General features: G+C 69.9%; 15 protein-coding genes and 1 pseudogene. 4 read left to right on the top strand and 12 right to left on the bottom strand.

Features of this window, described 5'->3' with window-relative positions:
- Positions 1-32: 32 nt before the first annotated feature.
- Entirely contained in the window at positions 33-872 is an 840-nt protein-coding gene (locus tag IY392_RS08300) for a tRNA (adenine-N1)-methyltransferase (RefSeq protein ID WP_194860947.1), read from the bottom strand.
- A 57-nt stretch (positions 873-929) separates the two neighbouring features.
- Here IY392_RS08300 and IY392_RS08295 point away from each other — a divergent pair, with 57 nt between their 5' ends.
- Both IY392_RS08295 and IY392_RS08290 read left to right on the top strand, forming a co-directional pair.
- Positions 930-1,859, top strand: a complete 930-nt coding sequence (locus IY392_RS08295; protein WP_194860946.1) for a RecB family exonuclease — start codon at positions 930-932, stop codon at positions 1,857-1,859.
- Positions 1,856-2,623: a thioesterase family protein gene (locus IY392_RS08290; RefSeq protein ID WP_107756451.1), complete on the top strand. Its 768-nt coding sequence runs from the start codon at positions 1,856-1,858 to the stop codon at positions 2,621-2,623. The genes IY392_RS08295 and IY392_RS08290 overlap by 4 nt, the downstream gene beginning before the upstream one ends.
- Positions 2,624-2,675: 52 nt before the next feature.
- Here the strand turns inward: IY392_RS08290 and hisG are convergent, their stop codons facing one another.
- From hisG to metH, 6 genes are all read right to left on the bottom strand, one after another.
- Positions 2,676-3,527, bottom strand: a complete 852-nt coding sequence (gene hisG, locus IY392_RS08285; protein ID WP_182612874.1) for an ATP phosphoribosyltransferase — start codon at positions 3,525-3,527, stop codon at positions 2,676-2,678.
- 47 nt (positions 3,528-3,574) lie between these two features.
- Positions 3,575-3,838, bottom strand: coding sequence for a phosphoribosyl-ATP diphosphatase (locus tag IY392_RS08280; RefSeq protein ID WP_017836748.1), 264 nt, complete (start codon positions 3,836-3,838; stop codon positions 3,575-3,577).
- Positions 3,835-4,551, bottom strand: a complete 717-nt coding sequence (locus tag IY392_RS08275; protein WP_107756453.1) for an HAD family phosphatase — start codon at positions 4,549-4,551, stop codon at positions 3,835-3,837. The genes IY392_RS08280 and IY392_RS08275 overlap by 4 nt, the downstream gene beginning before the upstream one ends.
- A 75-nt stretch (positions 4,552-4,626) precedes the next feature.
- Entirely contained in the window at positions 4,627-5,154 is a 528-nt protein-coding gene (locus tag IY392_RS08270; RefSeq protein ID WP_182626872.1) for a hypothetical protein, read from the bottom strand.
- A 93-nt stretch (positions 5,155-5,247) separates the two neighbouring features.
- Entirely contained in the window at positions 5,248-7,197 is a 1,950-nt protein-coding gene (locus tag IY392_RS08265) for a heavy metal translocating P-type ATPase (protein ID WP_194860945.1), read from the bottom strand.
- Between the two features lie 64 nt (positions 7,198-7,261).
- The gene (gene metH, locus IY392_RS08260; RefSeq protein WP_194860944.1) at positions 7,262-10,822 is read right to left on the bottom strand and encodes a methionine synthase; all 3,561 of its coding nucleotides are present in this window, start codon (positions 10,820-10,822) and stop codon (positions 7,262-7,264) included.
- Positions 10,823-10,871: 49 nt separating this feature from the next.
- On the opposite strand from metH, the gene IY392_RS08255 reads away from it, so the two are divergent.
- Positions 10,872-11,804: a PAC2 family protein gene (locus tag IY392_RS08255; RefSeq protein ID WP_107756456.1), complete on the top strand. Its 933-nt coding sequence runs from the start codon at positions 10,872-10,874 to the stop codon at positions 11,802-11,804.
- Positions 11,805-11,834: 30 nt separating this feature from the next.
- Here the strand turns inward: IY392_RS08255 and mshC are convergent, their stop codons facing one another.
- From mshC to IY392_RS08230, 5 genes are all read right to left on the bottom strand, one after another.
- Positions 11,835-13,085 (bottom strand): cysteine--1-D-myo-inosityl 2-amino-2-deoxy-alpha-D-glucopyranoside ligase, encoded by a 1,251-nt coding sequence (gene mshC / locus IY392_RS08250; protein ID WP_107756457.1) that lies wholly within the window; start codon positions 13,083-13,085, stop codon positions 11,835-11,837.
- Between the two features lie 27 nt (positions 13,086-13,112).
- On the bottom strand, positions 13,113-13,895 hold the full coding sequence (locus IY392_RS08245) for an SCO1664 family protein (protein WP_194860943.1): 783 nt from the start codon (positions 13,893-13,895) through the stop codon (positions 13,113-13,115).
- Positions 13,892-14,479, bottom strand: coding sequence for a DUF3090 domain-containing protein (locus tag IY392_RS08240; RefSeq protein ID WP_107756459.1), 588 nt, complete (start codon positions 14,477-14,479; stop codon positions 13,892-13,894). The genes IY392_RS08245 and IY392_RS08240 overlap by 4 nt, the downstream gene beginning before the upstream one ends.
- A gap of 76 nt (positions 14,480-14,555) precedes the next feature.
- A complete protein-coding gene (locus tag IY392_RS08235) occupies positions 14,556-15,263 on the bottom strand; it encodes a histidine phosphatase family protein (protein ID WP_107756460.1) in 708 nt (235 codons plus the stop codon).
- Positions 15,264-15,303: 40 nt separating this feature from the next.
- Complete coding sequence (locus IY392_RS08230; protein ID WP_228549168.1) at positions 15,304-16,149, bottom strand: undecaprenyl-diphosphate phosphatase; 846 nt, start codon at positions 16,147-16,149, stop codon at positions 15,304-15,306.
- 174 nt (positions 16,150-16,323) lie between these two features.
- Here IY392_RS08230 and IY392_RS08225 point away from each other — a divergent pair.
- A pseudogene (locus IY392_RS08225) lies at positions 16,324-16,621 on the top strand (hypothetical protein); the annotation flags it as partial.

The raw sequence follows: 16,621 nt of genomic DNA, 5'->3' as shown, positions 1-16,621 counted from the left end.
GTGCGGGTCGGTTCGCGCCGCGGGTCCGGGGCTCAGTGCTTGCCGGCCCTGCGCCTGGGCTTGAGCGTGGTCACGCCCTCGGCGAGGCGGCGGGCGGTGATCAGGAACGCGGTGTGGCCCTGGATGCGGTGCTCCGGTCGGACGGCGAGGCCCACGACGTGCCAGCCGCGGTTGATCGACTCCCATGCCCGCGGCTCCGTCCAGCACTCCTGGCGACGTAGCGCCTCCACGACGTCGGACATCTGGGTGGTGGTGGCCACGTAGACCACGAGGACCCCCCCGGGGACCAGGACCTCACGCACCGTGGGCAGGCAGTCCCAGGGGGCGAGCATGTCCAACACCACGCGGTCGACCTGTCCGCGGAGTGACTCCACGGAGGCCTCCGCGAGATCGGCGACTCGCAGGTCCCAGTTCCCGGGGTGCTCGCCGTAGAAGGTCCGGACGTTGCGTTCGGCGTGCTCGGCGTGGTCCTCGCGGATCTCGTACGACAGGACCCGGCCCCCGGGGCCCACCGCGCGCAGCAGTGAACAGGTCAGGGCACCGGAACCCGCCCCGGCCTCGAGCACACGTGCGCCGGGGAACACATCGCCCTCGTGGACGATCTGTGCGGCGTCCTTGGGGTAGATCACCTGGGCCCCGCGCGGCATCGACAGGACGTAGTCGGTGAGAAGCGGGCGCAGCGCGAGGTAGTCGGCGTCCCCGGAGGACCTGACGATCGACCCCTCGGCTGCTCCGATCAGATCGTCGTGCCGGACCGCGCCGTGGTGGGTGAAGAACTCCGCTCCCGCGGCCAGGACGACGGTGTACTTGCGTCCCTTGGTATCGGTGAGCTGGACGCGGTCGCCGACGACGAACGGGCCGGATCGCTGCACGGTGGACCTCCAGGGGACGGCGGCCGGTTGTCCGACCGGTTGTCTACCCTGCCAGGTGTGACGGATCCCCTGGAAATCGGCGGCAGTGGTACCCCGGCCTCCCCAGCCACTCCGGATGGCGTGCCCCCGCCGGAGCGCAGGCCCCTGGCGTTGTCGGCGTCGCGTGCCGCCGACTTCAGGCAGTGCCCCCTGCTCTACCGGCTCAAGGCGATCGACAGGATCCCGGAACCGAAGACCCGCGCCCAGGTCCTGGGCACCGTCGTGCACTCGGTGCTCGAGGACCTGTACGCACTGGAGCAGTCCGAGCGCGCCCCGGAACGCGCTGCGGAACTCGTGCCCACCGCGGTGGAACTCTTCTACGAGGGCGGGGGCGCCGAGGTGGTGCCGCTCAGCGGGAGGGCGGAGTTCCAGACGGAGGTCGCCGCCCTGGTATCCGCGCTCTACGGGATCGAGGATCCCCGGCGCTTCTCCCCCGCGGCGTGTGAGCAGTATCTCGTCACCTCGACCGCGTCCGGTACCCCGCTCCACGGCTACCTGGACAGGGTGGACGTGGCGCCGACCGGCGAGGTCAGGGTGGTCGACTACAAGACAGGCAAACCGCCCCGTCCGCGCTATCAGGACCAGGCGATGTTCCAGATGCGGTTCTACGCCCTGATGTACCAGCGCACCCACGGTGTGGTGCCCGCGCAGCTCAAGTTGATCTACCTCAGGAACGGCAGCTGGCTCACCCTGACCCCCGATCTCGCGGCGCTCACCGAGACGGAGTCCCAGCTCGACTCGCTGTGGGCGGAGATCGAGCGGGCGGGTGAGACCGGGATCTTCCCCCCACGTACCTCCCGGCTGTGCGACTGGTGCAATCATCAGGCGTTGTGCCCGGCGTACGGGGGGACCCCGCCCGAGTACCCGGGCTGGCCGGGGCGTCGCGTGATACCTCTCGAGGTCACGAACCCCGCAGCGGGGCACGCCGGACCGAGGAGCACATCATGACGGAGGCCTACTTCGAGCCGTTGGGCACTGATGACGGCTGGGAGGTCTTCCGGGCGACCCCGCACACGGTGAGCGCCTGGGGTCCGGACCTGCAGCACGGATCCCCGCCCTCGGCCGTGCTCACCCGCGCGATGGATCGTCTCGAACGGGCGGAGTCGACCAGGATCGCTCGCGTCACCGTGGACCTGCTCGGGCCCGTGCCGCTGGGCGAGGTCCGCACCCGGGCCCGCATCGTCCGTCCCGGTCGCCGGATCCAACTGCTCGAGGCGGAACTCGAGGCGGGGGGACGGATCGTCGCCAGAGCGAGCGCCTGGCGGATGTCCGTCGGCGACACCGCCGTGGTCGAGCAGACGGCAGACCGCCCGCGCGAGCTCCCGGAGGTGGATCACGACAGTGATTTCTTCGACCGGTGGACCAGTGGCTACATCGACTCGCTGGAGATCCGCGGTGCGCAGGACGGGGTCGTCTGGGCCCGTCCCACTCTCCCTCTGGTCTCCGGTGAGGAGATGACGCCCGTGGAGCGGGTCATGGCGGTGGCCGACATCGCGAACGGTGTCGGGGCCGTTCTCGAACCCGACGAATGGCGGTTCCTCAACACGGACCTGGTCACCCATCTGCACCGGCGTCCCGTCGGCGAGTGGATCGGGGTCACCGCGGACGCCTCGATCGGCCCCGACGGCGTCGGGGCCACCTCCGGCACCCTCTACGACGAGGTGGGCGCGATCGGGCACACGCTTCAGGCTCTCCTGGTGGAACGGGTCTGAGCGGGACTGATTGGAACCGAGCGAGCCGCACGGGCGGGTAGGACTGGCGGGCTCACCCCATGCGGCAGGACCGGATGTCCGTGGCGATGACGGCTTTGGCGCCGGCGGCGACGAGCTCGTCCATGATCGAGTTGACCTTCTTGCGCGGGACCATCGACCGGACCGCCACCCATGCCGGATCGGCCATCGGGGAGACCGTGGGGGACTCGATCCCCGGGGTGATCGCCGAGACCGAGTCGAGGATCTCCCTGGGGCAGTCGTAGTCCAGCATCATGTACTGCTGGGCGAAGACGACGCCCTGGAGACGCGCCCTCAGCTGGGCCATCGCGGGAGTGATCGCCTCGCCCGTACGCGAGATCAGCACCCCCATCGAGTCGCACAGGACCTCCCCGAACGCCTCCAGACCGTGCACCTTGAGAGTGCGACCGGAACCCACCACGTCGGCGATGCAGTCGGCCACCCCGAGCTGGATGGAGATCTCCACCGCGCCGTCGAGTCGGATGACCTCGGCATCGATCCCCCGCCTCTCGAGGTCCTGCCGGACGATGTTGGGGTACGACGTCGCGATGCGGGCCCCCGCCAGGCGGTCCGAGGTCCACCCGCTGCCCGCCGGGCCGGCGTACCGGAAGGTGGAGTGTCCGAATCCCAGATCGAGGAGCTCGTCCACCGCCGCCATCGAGTCCATACTCAGGTCCCTGCCGGTGATCCCCAGCTCGAGGCGGCCGGAACCCACGTAGACGGCGATGTCCTTGGGCCGCAGGAAGAAGAACTCGACATCGTTCTCACGGTCGATCAGCGTGAGATCCTTGCTGCCCTCAGTACGTCGGCGGTACCCCGCCTCGGACAGCATCTCGGAGGCGGACTCGGACAGGGCGCCCTTGTTGGGCACTGCGACACGCAGCATGGTGGTGGCTCCAGGACTCGGTGCGGGCGGGGTGACTGCGGTGGCGGCTAGAGATGCCGGTAGACGTCCTCGAGACCGAGTCCGCGCTTGAGCATCATGACCTGGGTCCAGTAGAGGAGCTGCGAGATCTCCTCGGCCAGTTCCTCGTCCGACTGGTACTCGGCCGCGATCCACACCTCGCCCGCCTCTTCGTTGACCTTCTTGCCCAGATGGTGCACGCCCTTGTCGAAGGCTGCGACGGTGCCGGAGTCCTCGGGACGCGCGGCGATGCGCTCGGACAGCTCGGCGAACAGGGAGTCGAAGGTCTTCACGCGCCCGATTCTCCCACAGCCACGCCCAGTGGCGTTCCCGAGGTGAGGGCGGCGAGACCGGACGCGGTCACGCCGGCCAGGCTCGGGTGGGTGTGTGCCCCGGCCACGTCCGGCTGTCCGTCGGTGGACGGAACATAGAGGACCCGGCACCCCGCGGTGACCGCGGCGGTGGCCCCGGTGACCGAGTCCTCGACCGCCACGGCGGCCGTCGCCTGGACCCCGAGCCGCGAGCAGGCCAGCAGATAGGGGTCGGGAGCCGGCTTGGGGTCGACCACCATGCACCCCGTCACCACCACATCGAATCGCGAACGGTCGATGAACTCCAGCGGAACCGTGGCGACATCCGCGGTCGTGTTGGTCACCAGGGCCACCGGGGCGTTCGTCGACGCGAGGTCATCCAGCAGTTCCTCGGCGCCCGGCCGCCACCGCATATCGGACCGCATGAGCTCGGTGACCCGCGAGTTCAGCCTGCGGGCCAGTCGATCGAACTCGGCCCCCTCGATGGTCCGCCCCGTGTACTCGCCGAGGATCGCGAAGAATCCCGGGAGCGAGTTCCCCAGCGTCCGTTCGCGGGTCGCCTCGTCGAGCGGTCGTCCCAGGTACTCCGCGAGCTCGTAGACGGCGATGTCCCACAGTCGCTCGGTGTCGACGAGAGTGCCGTCCATGTCGAGACACACGGCGGCGGGGACCTGATCGGGCGAAATGCTGGTCACGGCCTACTGTCTACCCGACATGGGGAGACCGGGGGTACCGTGACCGGTCCCGTTGGCCTCCCCGCCGACCGCCGCTCAGTGGCAGGTGCCTGCCGGGACGAGGAAGCGCTCGGTATGGGTGGCGGAGGCGAACGGTACGACCGACCCGGGGGCGAAGGTCGGTAAGGCGGACTTGCTGGTGGTGATGGTGACCGCCAACCGCCCGTGGCCGGTGAACACACCGCCGATGCCGACTTCGGGTCCGGTCGACTGGACGGTGTGCACCCCCCTGGTATCGGTATCGATGTTGTGCCACTCCACCGTCGCCGAGTTGAACGGCAGCAGGGTGGCCGAGAAGTCGAACGAGCCGACGGGCTGGTCGAGGTCCCTGGCGTTCGCGCTCAGCGCCTGGTGGAAACGCTCGTCGCCGCCCAGCCTGCAGGTGGTGAAGGCGCCGAAGCGAATGGTGTGCTCACCGCCCAGCGGGTACGGCATACGGACATCCCAGGCGGGCGACTCGCGCCATACCTGCGCTGACGCCACAGGGGATCCGATCGCCGCCCCTCCCCCGGCGAGCAGGGTCGCCGCACAGGTGAGCGCAACTGACCGACGGATGATACTCATGACAGTCTCCTCGACGACTACGGCTCTCGGGCGGTCCCCGGGGCACACGGCCTTACCGGGTTATCGGTGCGGGCGGGCAGGATGTTAGTCGCGTCACCGTCGCCGGGCGGTCCGTGCCTCCAGTGGTTCGGTCGGCCGTACGTCGAAGTCGCTGAGCTTGTGCGGTGCGATCACGACGCGTGCCGAGTTGAGGATCGCGAGGACGTCGATGACCTCCTGTGCGATCGCCCCGGCGAGAGGGCTGAGGAGGCCGAAGACCGCGAGAAGCATCCCGATCACGGAGGCGGCCATCCCACCCAACGCCGACTGCAGAGCGATCCGACGCATACGCGCCCCTATATGGAGGAGGTCGTCGAGTCGCTCCAGAGAGGAGTCCAGCACCACGGCGTCGGCGGCCTCGGCGGTCACGTCGGACGTGGAACCGAAGGCGACCCCGGCCGAGGCGGCCGTCATAGCGGGCGCGTCGTTGATCCCGTCGCCGAGGTACAGGGTGGGACCCGCCGACGTGCGCTCGCGGACGATCGCGAGTTTCCCCTCGGGAGTGACCCCGCCGTAGACCTCGGTGATACCCACCCGGTCCGCCAACCGGCGGACCTCGGCCTCACGGTCACCGGAGATGATCATCATCCGTGTGACTCCGTGTGCGCGCGGGAGATGCGCGATGAAGTCAGCCGCGGTTGCCCGTGGTTCGTCACGGAATCGGAGGACCGCGGCGTACCGGTCGTCGACGAGGACGACCGCCTCCATCCCCGTCTCGGATCCCGGGAGCAGGCTGGACGCGCCCGGATCGACCTCGGCGAGCCCGCGACGGTTGGTCAGGCGGACCACGCGTCCACCCACCTCGCCGACCAGTCCGGCGCCGGGCCTCTCCGCGACGGAGGTGGTGGCCTGGGTCCCGAGGTTCCGTTCGGCTGCCGCGTCGATGACGGCTCTGGCGAGCGGGTGGCGGGAGTACGCCTCGATCGCCGCCGCCGCGGCGAGCACCTCGTCGGGATCCATCCCGGGCCTCGCGACGATCTCCGTGAGGACCGGACGCCCATAGGTCAGCGTGCCGGTCTTGTCGAACATCATCGTCTCGACGCGTCCGACGTTCTCGAGCATCGCCGGATTCCGGATGATGATGCCCCGCTTGGCGGCCAGCGAGATGGAACCGATGATCGCGACGGGGACGCCGATGAGGAGCGGGCACGGGGTCGCAACCACGACCACCGCGAGGAAACGGGTCGGATCTCCGGAGAACGCCCAGCCGAGGATGCCCAGCGCCAGCGCGATCAGCGTGTACCAGGCGCCGAGGCGATCGGCGAGACGACGCATCGGGGGCCGGTTCTCCTCCGCCTCCCGCAGCACGCCGACGATCTGCGCATAACGGGAATCCGCCGCCACCCGGTGGGCGCGGACGGTCAGTGGTGATTCGCCGTTGATAGCGCCGGAGAGCACCTGCGCCCCTGGTGTCTTGGGGACGACGTACGGCTCGCCGGTGAGGTACGACTCGTCCATCGCGCCACTGCCCTCCGCCACCTCGCCGTCGACGGGGCACAGTTCGTGGGGCAGGACGAGCAGAAGGTCACCGACCAGCACGTCATCGGCAGGGAGGTCGTCGATGCCCTCGGTCGCCGTGTCCCCGCGGAGGCGGTGCGCGATCGTCGGGCTCCGTCGGGCGAGGGCGTCGAGAGTCGCCGATGCCCTGCGGGACGCCGCGGCCTCGAGCGCCTCTCCCCCGGACAGCATGAGGACGATGATCGCGGCCACCAGCCACTCGGAGAGCAGGACCGCGGTGACGATCGACACCGCGGCGAGCATGTCCGCTCCCCCGGCACTCTTCACCGCCGAGCGGACGACCCCGATGATGAGGGGGATCCCGCCGACCACCACCACGGCGACCAGCGGCGCGCGGATCACCCACTCCGTGATGTCGGAGACGTCGGGGTCGGTGAGCGCACGCGAGAGAAGATGGATCACGATCGCCAGGACGGTGGTCAGGGCGAGGACGCCCTGTCGAGAGCCAACGAACGTCCGCAGCGCCCCGCCCCGCCCCCAGTCCATCCACTCATCATCACCCGGCAGGGAAGCCCCCACCAGCCAGGAGAGGCTACCCTGGGCGCCCGGGTCACACGTTGAAGTACTTCGCCTCCGGGTGGTAGAGCACGAACGCGTCCGTCGACTGTTCGGGGTGGAGCTGCAACTCCTCCGAGAGTTCGACACCGATGCGCTCCGGCTCGAGCAGGTCCACCACGACCCGGCGCGACTCCAGGTCGGGGCAGGCGCCATAGCCGAAGCTGTAGCGGGCTCCCCGGTACTTGAGGTCGAAGTAGTCGTGGATGGTGTCGGGGTCCTCGTCGGAGACGGCGCCCTCGGGCAGGCGGAGTTCGTCGCGCACCCGCCGGTGCCAGAACTCGGCCAGCGCCTCGGTGAGCTGGACCGACAAACCGTGGACCTCGAGGTAGTCGCGGTAGTTGTCCGCAGCGAACAGCTCATTGGCGAAGTCCGCGATCGGCGTCCCCATGGTGACGAGCTGGAAGGGCAGCACGTCGACGGTCCCCTCGGCCTCACAGCGCTCCCTGGAGGCGAGGAAGTCCGGGATGCTCAGGAACCGGCCCCGCTGTTGGCGGGGGAAGGAGATCCGGTGCAACACCTCGGCGTCCGGGCGCGGCTCGGCCAGGACACAGATGTCCTGGCCCTCCGAGTAGGCCGGGAAGTACCCGTACACCACGGCGGAGTGGGCCAGGATCCGCTCGGTGGTGAGCCGGTCGATCCATGACCGCATGCGTGGTCGTCCCTCGGTGGCGACCAACTCGTCATAGTCGGGGCCGTCCCCGCTGCGGGTGCCGCGGAGTCCCCACTGCCCGAAGAACAGGGCGCGCTCGTCGAGGTGCCCGACATAGTCGGCCACCGGGATCCCCTTGGCGATGCGCGTCCCCCAGAAGGGCGGGGTGGCGATGGGCTGGTCCGCCGCGACGTCCGAACGCTCCGGGACCACGACGGGCTCGGCCTCGGCGGCCCTCTTGGCGGCGATCCGCTCGCTTCGGGCCCTCCGCTCGCGCCGTTCCGCGGCCTTGGCCGACGCGTCCGAGGACTCCGCCATGGGGACGCCGGTCCGCTTGGCCGTCATGACCTCGTCCATGAGGCGCAGTCCCTCGAAGGCGTCCCGGGCGTAGAACACCTCACCCTCGTACATCCCGGCGAGGTCCACCTCGACGTAGGCACGCGTGAGGGCCGCACCACCCAGGAGAACGGGGTAGTCGCCGGCGATGCCCTCCGAGTTGAGTTCCGCGAGGTTGTCCTTCATCACCACGGTCGACTTCACCAGGAGACCGGACATGCCGATCACGTCGGCCTTGTGCTCCCGGGCCGCCGAGATGATGTCGGCGATCGGCTGCTTGATTCCGATGTTCACCACGTCGTACCCGTTGTTGGACAGGATGATGTCCACCAGGTTCTTGCCGATGTCGTGGACATCGCCCTTGACCGTCGCCAGGACGATACGACCCTTGCCGTCCTCGTCGCTGGCCTCCATGTGGGGTTCCAGATGCGCGACCGCGGTCTTCATGGTCTCGGCCGACTGCAGGACGAACGGCAGTTGCATCTGGCCGGAGCCGAACAGCTCGCCTACCGTCTTCATGCCGCTGAGCAGGTGGGTGTTGATGATCTCGAGCGGGGGGATCTCCTCCATCGCCGCGTCGAGGTCGGCCTCGAGGCCCTTGCGTTCCCCGTCGACGATCCGCGCGGACAGCCGATCCATGAGCGGCATCGCGGCGAGTTCGGCCGCCCTGGCGTCCTTGGTGCTGGCCGTCGACACACCGTCGAACAGCTCCATGAAGACCTGGAGGGGGTCGTACCCCTCCTTGCGGCGGTCGTAGACGAGGTCCAGCGCGACCTCACGTTGACGCTCGTCGATCTTGCTCATGGGCAGGATCTTGGAGCTGTGCGCGATCGCACTGTCCAGACCGACCTGGATGCACTCGTGCAGGAACACGGAGTTGAGGACCTGTCGCGCGGCGGGGTTGAGGCCGAACGAGATGTTGGACAGGCCCAGGGTGGTATGGATCCTGGGGTGCGATTCGGTGAGTCTGCGGATCGCCTCGATGGTCTCGATCCCGTCCCGCCTGACCTCCTCCTGACCGGTGGAGATGGGGAAGGTGAGGCAGTCGATGATGATGTCGTCCTCGGCGATCCCCCAGTTCTCGGTGAGATCGGTGATGATCCGCTCCGCGATCGCGACCTTGCGGTCGGCGGTGCGTGCCTGGCCCTCCTCGTCGATGGCCAGCCCGACCACCGCGGCGCCGTGGCGCGAGACCAGTTCCATGATCTTCTGGAAGCGCGACTCCGGGCCGGCCCCGTCCTCGTAGTTGACCGAGTTGACCGTGCACCGTCCCCCCAGGTGCTCCAGGCCGGTCCGGATGACCTCGGGCTCGGTCGAGTCGAGCATGATCGGCAGAGTGGACGAGGTCGCCAGACGTCCTGCCAGCTCGGCCATGTCCCCCGACCCGTCCCTGCCCACGTAGTCCACGCAGAGGTCGATCATCTGCGCCCCGTCACGCATCTGCTCCTTGGCGATGTCCATGCAGGTGTCCCAGTCGGCGGCGAGCATCGCCTCCCGGAACCGCTTCGACCCGTTGGCGTTGGTGCGCTCGCCGATCATGAGGATGCCGGCGTCGGCCCGCAGGGGGGTCGAGGTGTAGAGGGAGGCGACGGCGTTGACGGGTTCGACCCGCCGTTCGGCCTTCGACCGCGACCTCACCTCGTCCCTCAGCCGCGTGATGTGCTCGGGGGTGGTGCCGCAGCAGCCACCGACCATCGACAGCCCGAACTCGGAGACGAAGTCGGCCACCTGGGGGCCGAACGCCTCGGCGCCGAGTGGGTAGACGGCGCCGTGTTCACCCAGTTCGGGGAGGCCGGCGTTGGGCATCACCGAGACGGGGACACCGGCGTGCTGGGAGAGGTAGCGCAGGTGCTCGATCATCTCGGCCGGTCCGGTGGCGCAGTTGAGGCCGATCATGTCGATCCCGAGCGGTTCGAGAGCGGTCAGAGCTGCTCCGATGTCGGAGCCCAGGAGCATGGTCCCGGTGGTCTCGATGGTCACGTGTGTGATGATCGGCAACCGGCGCCCCGCGGCCGCCATCCCGTCCTGGCACCCGAGCACGGCTGCCTTGACCTGGAGCAGGTCCTGGCTGGTCTCCACCAGGAACGCGTCCGCCCCGCCCCGCGCCAGCCCCTCCGCCGCGCGGGTGTAGGCCTCCCGCATCTCCTCGAACGTGCTCTGCCCAAGCGAGGGCAACTTGGTCCCTGGCCCGAGGGAACCCAGCACCATCCGGGGGGTCCCGTCCTCGGACGGACCCATCTCGTCGGCGACGCTCCGGGCGATCGCCGCACCCTTCTCGGCCAACTCGCCGATGCGGTCGACGATGTCGTAGTCCCCGAGGTTGGACAGGTTGCACCCGAAGGTGTTGGTCTCGACCAGATCCGCGCCGGCCTCGAAGAACGCGCGGTGGATGTCCGCCACGACGTCGGGTCGGGTGGCGTTGAGGATCTCGTTGCACCCCTCCAGGCCGAGGAAGTCCGCATCGACGTCGAGGTCGACGGCCTGCAGCATCGTGCCCATCGCCCCGTCGCTGACCAGCACTCGCCGACGGGCGGCGTCCAACAGGGGCGAATCGAAATCGGCAGACATGGCCCCAGTGTATGGGTGCCCCGGAAGTCGCCGTCCGTAGGCTGTACGGATGACTGTCGAATGGACCCCCGACGGGCCTCTCGATCTCGAGAGCCCCGTCATGATCGTGGCCTTCGAGGGCTGGAACGACGCCGCCGACGTGGCCACCGGCACGGTCGAGCACCTCGCCCTGACGTGGGAGGCGCGGCAGATCGCTGAGATCGGTGGCGACGAGTTCTTCGACTACCTCGACCAGAGACCGACGGTCCGGCACTCACAGGGGGTGTCGAGGTCGGTCGAGTGGCCGCAGATCCTGGTGTCCGTGTGCCGACCGGACGGGGTCGACCACGACGTCCTGCTGGTCCGCGGCCCCGAACCCGGCCTGAAGTGGCGCCGGTTCGCCTCCGAGTTCGTGGACCTCGTCGACACGCTGGCGGTCACCGAGGTGGTGTTGCTGGGTGCCTACCTGGCCGATGTCCCCCACACCCGCCCGGTTCCCCTCACCGGGACGGCGTTCAACCGCCAACGGATCGCCGACATGGGAGTGCGGGCGTCCGACTACGAGGGACCCACCGGGATGACCGGTGTCCTCCAGCAGCTCCTCACCGAGGCCGGTGTCCCGACGGTGAGCCTGTGGGCGGGTGTCCCGCACTACGTGGCCGCCCCACCCAACCCGCGCGGCACCGAGGCCGTCCTGTCCTGGCTTGCGGGCACTCTCGGGGTGGCCGTCCCGATGGATGCGTTGCGGGTGCAGTCCCGCACGTGGGTGGCGAAGGTCGACGCCGCGGCCGGCGAGGACGAGGACCTGCGCGACTACATCCAGTCCCTCGAGGACCGGATGGACGAGGAGAACGGGGTCGGCGCGGGGGTGGATCCCGAGCCCGACCGTGGGCGGGTCGCCGACGGTGAGACGATGCCGCTGGTCGACGGCGACTCGATCGCCGCCGAGTTCGAGCGCTTCCTGAGAGGAGACCGGGACGAGCCCGACACCGGCCAGGTGTGATGTTCGGCTGGAGCGGCCCCGGGACGGCCGTCAGGTGGCGGGGGCGAGGCCGAGCAGGGCGTCGAGGGCGATCGCGACGGAGGATCCGGCGGACGGGTCCGACTCGTCGCCGGCCAGGGTCGCCTCCGCCCAGTCGTCGACCGCGGCCAGGGCGCCAGGGGTGTCGAGGTCGTCGGCGAGCCGGTCGCGCACCGTGGCGATGGTCGCGGCCGAGTCGGCGCCCGCTTCCCGAGCGATCGCACGGAACCACCTCTCGCACCGGGAGCGGGCCTCCGCGAGCAGCTCCTCCGACCATGACCGGTCCGTCCGGTAGTGCCCGGCGGCCAGTGCGAGCCGGATCACCGCCGGGTCCACCCCCTGGTCGCGCAGAGTCCTGACCCGCACGAGATTGCCCAGCGACTTGCTCATCTTGACCCCGTCGAGGCCGATCATCGCCGCGTGCACGTAGAAGCGGGCGAACGGTGAGCGGCCGGTCGCGGCCTCCGCGTGGGCTGCGGAGAACTCGTGGTGTGGGAACGCGAGATCGCTTCCCCCGCCCTGGATGTCGAACTCCATTCCCAGCCTGTTGCGTGCGATGGCAGAACACTCGATGTGCCAGCCCGGCCTGCCCGCTCCCCAGGGTGAGGGCCAGGACGGCTCCCCGGGCCGTGCCACCCGCCACAGCAGCGCGTCCAGCGGGTGCTCCTTCCCGGGACGGTCGGGGTCCCCGCCGCGCTCGGCGAAGGCGTCGGCCATCTGCGCCGCGTCATACCCCGACTCGTACCCGAACGCCGGGGTGGACCGGTGGCGGTAGTAGACGTCGGGGTAGCCGTCGACCCCCGGGTCGATCGTGTAGGCGTGGCCGCCGTCGACGAGTTCGGCGACCATCTCCACGACCTCGCCCACGGTCTCCGTGGCGGCCACGTAGTCGCGTGGGGGGAGCACACGGAGTGCCTGCATGTCGGCGCGGAAGAGGTCGGTCTCGCGATCGCCGAGTTCCCTCCAGTCCACGCCGTCGCGCTCGGCGCGCTCGAACAGCGGGTCGTCGACGTCCGTGGTGTTCTGGACATAGTGCACCTCGTGCCCGGCGTCCAGGAGGAGCCGGTACACCAGGTCGAAGGTCAGGTACGTCGCGGCGTGACCGAGGTGGGTGGTGTCGTAGGGGGTGATGCCACAGACGTACATCCCCGCGACGGGCCCGGCGGACACCTCGCGGATCCCGCCACTCGCGGTGTCGAACAGTTTCAGCGGGGCGCCGTCGCCGGGTACGGCGGGGACGACGGGCGGGGGCCACGAGTGCATGCGGCCGAGTCTAGATACCGCGGGATATCAGAAGAGCGGCCAGGGTAACGGGTACCCCGGCCCCGGCGCGGGGAACACCTCCCCCTCCACCAGCGCGGCGACCCGCTCCTCCAGCGCGCGGACCTCGTCGGGTGCGAGCAGGTCTCTCAGAGCGCCCGCCAGGGGGCCGTCCCCGGCCAGGCCGTCGCGCACCGTCTCGAGGGCCTCGAGATCCTCCGGTGGCAGGGGCTGGCCCGCCCACCCCCACAGGACGGTGCGCAGTTTGTCCTCGGTGTGGAAGGACAGGCCGTGGTCGATCGCCCAGATCTGACCGGAGGTGTCGACCAGGACGTGACCGCCTTTGCGGTCGGCGTTGTTGACGACGAGATCGAACAGCGCGATGCGGCGGAGTCGGTCGTCGAGAGCGTGCGCCACCACCACCTCCTGTCCTCCCGAACCCTGGCCACGCAGCACCGCCACGCGGCCGGGAGGCAGGGCGTCGACGGAATGCACGTCGACCGGGTCGTGGCCGGGAGTCTCGGTCCGGTCGATCTCGTCGACCCACCGTTGCGCCATCCCCGGGCCGCCCGGGCCGTGCGCCCCCACCGTCTCCGGCACCAGGTCCCACCCCAGCGCGACGGACACTGTGTACGCCGCGATCTCCCGGGCCGCCAGGCTGCCGTCGGGGAAATCCGTGAGGGGGCGCTCTCCCGCCGAGGGCTTGTAGACCCAGTGTTCACCCAGTGTGTCCACGCAGCGGTACACCGCGTTGCTGCCCGAGGGGATCCGGTGCAGAACGGTGAGTTCGGGGCCCGGCGGGCGGGCGGTCACGGATCGACGAGGTCGGCGAGCGCCTCACCGGAACGAGGGAGGTACCCGTTGAGGCGGATGCACAGGTGTCCCGTCGTGTCGATCGGCTCCCCGCACAGCGGGCACGGGGCACGGCCGGCGGAGACCACCTTCTCGCTGCGCAGGACGAACTGCCGTGCCCGTTGCGGGGTCAGGAACACGCGGAGCGCGTCGGGGGCGTCCTCGGCATCCGAGAGGACGACCGACTCGTCGGTGGCGGCGGGGTCCGCCGCGAGCAACTCCACGACGATCTGGCTCTTCTCCCCGTCCCAGCCCAGGCCCATCGTCCCCACCTGGAACTCCGCGTCGACGGGCATCTCCAGTGGCGCGAGATCGTCCACGACGCCCGCGGCCGGGGGGACGGGGACATCGGACTTCGCGGCGATCTCGTCGAGGAGGTCGCCCATCCGCTCGGAGAGGATCTGGGCCTGCTGCTTCTCGCACCGGACGGAGACGGTCCGGCCTCCACCCGTGGCCTGCACGAAGAACACGCGCTCGCCGGGCTGGCCGATCGTGCCCACCACGAACCTCGCCGGGTCGCGGAACTCGTGGACTTCCCTGCTCATGCCGGTCGTCTCCTCGGTGCTGTGCTGTGAAGTGTACTGCCGGGTGGTGCCGGGCGGTCCTGGGCGGAGGTGCGGTTCACAAGGGTACGTTCCCGCCCGGCACCGCGTCCGAGCTGGCGTCGCCCGCGGTGGCCCGGCCCACGTGTCCGGCGGGTTCCCCCCGGAGACTCGCCAGGTCCCCGCCGGTGTCGTTGACCCGGAGGACGAACGGCCGGTGAGGTGTGTAGCGCACCACCGACACCGATCCCGGTTCGACCACTATGCGCTGGAAGTGGTCGAGGTGCATTCCGTACGCGTCGGCGATCACCGACTTGATCACGTCCCCGTGGCTGCACGCCACCCAGAGGACGTCGCGGCCCGCGTCCTCCGCCAGGCGTCGGTCATGTGCCCGGACGGCCGAGACCGCGCGGGTGGCCATCTCCGCGAGGGATTCGCCCTCCGGGAAGACGGCCGAGGAAGGATGCTGCTGCACCACCGACCACATGTGTTCCGACGCGAGCTCGCTCAGGGCCCGTCCGGTCCACGACCCGTAGTCGACCTCGACCAGGCCCTCGTCCACGACCGGCTCCACCCCGAACGCGGCGGCCAACGGCTCGACCGTCTCCCGGCAGCGCATGAGCGGCGACCGGACGACCGCTTCGACGGGCAGCCCCGCCAGGCGTCGACAGAGGTCCTGCGCCTGCGTGCGGCCCGTCTCGTCGAGCGCGACCCCGGAGGTACGGCCGGCCAGTGTGAGGGCGGTGTTGGCGGTGGAGCGGCCGTGGCGCAGGAGGATGACGGTCATGACGGCAGGTTACCGAGGCCGCGCCGTATCCGTGGTGCGGTCAGGTCGCGGGGATCGTGCCGGTGGACAGCAGGACGATCACGACCAGACCGAGGATGATGCGGTAGCCGGCGAACCAGGCCAGGGAGTGCTTCTGGACGAAGCGTAGGAGCCAGGCGATGGCGATGTATCCCAGCACGAACGCGATCACCGATCCCACGACCAGCTGGATCCCGGTGGCGGACTGCCCCACGGACGGCTCGAAGGCGTCGGGGAGGCTGAACAGTCCCGAGGCCAACACCGCCGGGATGGCCAGCAGGAAGGAGAACCGTGCGGCGGCTTCGCGGGACATGTTGAGGAACAGGCCCGCGGAGATGGTGCCGCCCGACCGGCTGACGCCGGGGATGAGGGCCAGGCACTGGGCCAGGCCCATGACCACGGCGTCCTTGAACCTCAGACCCTCGAGCGACTGGCCGTCGACCGGGCGGTCCTGCCTTCCGACCTTCTCCGCGATCAGGAACACGAACGAGAACGCGATGAGGACGATCGCCGTGATCCACAGATTCCGGGCCGCGTCCCGGATGAGGTCCTTGCCGAGGAACCCGATCACCGCGATGGGGATCGACCCGATGATGACGTACCACCCGAGGCGGTAGTCCGGGTCGTCGCGGTGTCCGGCGTCGAACACGCCCCGGAACCAGGCGACGACGATCCGCACGATGTCCTTGAAGAAGAACACCAGAACGGCCGCCTCCGTACCGAGCTGGACGACCGCCGTGAACGAGGCGCCCGCGTCCGACCCGAACATCCAGGTGGAGAAGATTCGAAGGTGCCCGGAGGACGAGACCGGCAGGAACTCCGTGATCCCCTGGATCACGGAGAGCACGACCACCTGGAGCCAGGACATGCCGTCCGCGGCGGGGGCGGCCAGGACCGTCGGGTTCACGGGCGCTGCTTTCTGTCGGGGACCGTGGGCACGGGAGCGGGTGGTCCCCGCACCGCCGTGAGGGTAGTCGCCCGGACCTGGACGGAGACTGAGGACCCGCGTGAGGGACACTGTGGGCACGTCGAAAGGAACACCGTGCCCCTTCGTGCCCACCGCCGCACCGCGGTCACCGCCGCCGTCATCTCCCTCGTCGTCGGGCTCGCCGGTTGCGCGTCGACCACCGGCCAACTGGAGGACTACACCGGGATCGAGCAGGGGAACGCCAGCCCGGCCCCCGCGCCGTCGGCCGCCGACCCCGAGGGTGGCGAGGTCGTCCCGGCGCCGGGATCCGTGTCCTCACTTGTCGCCGTGGGCGACCGGGTGCTGGCACAGGTCGACGGCCCACCGGCCCTGGAGATCGCCCGGGTGGACGGCATCCGGTGGATCCCCGAGA

The organism is Dietzia sp. SYD-A1 (assembly GCF_015356725.1).
GTDB lineage: Bacteria > Actinomycetota > Actinomycetes > Mycobacteriales > Mycobacteriaceae > Dietzia.
The sequence above is the reverse complement of the archived record's forward strand: the minus strand, read 5'-3'. Positions and strand labels throughout refer to the sequence as shown.

Coding starts and splice junctions, on each gene's coding strand:
- IY392_RS08270 (WP_182626872.1), bottom strand. CDS start 5,154: ATGAGTATCATCCGTCGGTCAGTTGCGCTCACCTGTGCGGCGACCCTG.
- hisG (WP_182612874.1), bottom strand. CDS start 3,527: ATGCTGCGTGTCGCAGTGCCCAACAAGGGCGCCCTGTCCGAGTCCGCC.
- metH (WP_194860944.1), bottom strand. CDS start 10,822: ATGTCTGCCGATTTCGATTCGCCCCTGTTGGACGCCGCCCGTCGGCGA.
- IY392_RS08240 (WP_107756459.1), bottom strand. CDS start 14,479: ATGAGCAGGGAAGTCCACGAGTTCCGCGACCCGGCGAGGTTCGTGGTG.
- IY392_RS08265 (WP_194860945.1), bottom strand. CDS start 7,197: ATGGACTGGGGGCGGGGCGGGGCGCTGCGGACGTTCGTTGGCTCTCGA.
- IY392_RS08255 (WP_107756456.1), top strand. CDS start 10,872: ATGACTGTCGAATGGACCCCCGACGGGCCTCTCGATCTCGAGAGCCCC.
- IY392_RS08235 (WP_107756460.1), bottom strand. CDS start 15,263: ATGACCGTCATCCTCCTGCGCCACGGCCGCTCCACCGCCAACACCGCC.
- IY392_RS08290 (WP_107756451.1), top strand. CDS start 1,856: ATGACGGAGGCCTACTTCGAGCCGTTGGGCACTGATGACGGCTGGGAG.
- IY392_RS08230 (WP_228549168.1), bottom strand. CDS start 16,149: ATGTCCTGGCTCCAGGTGGTCGTGCTCTCCGTGATCCAGGGGATCACG.
- mshC (WP_107756457.1), bottom strand. CDS start 13,085: ATGCACTCGTGGCCCCCGCCCGTCGTCCCCGCCGTACCCGGCGACGGC.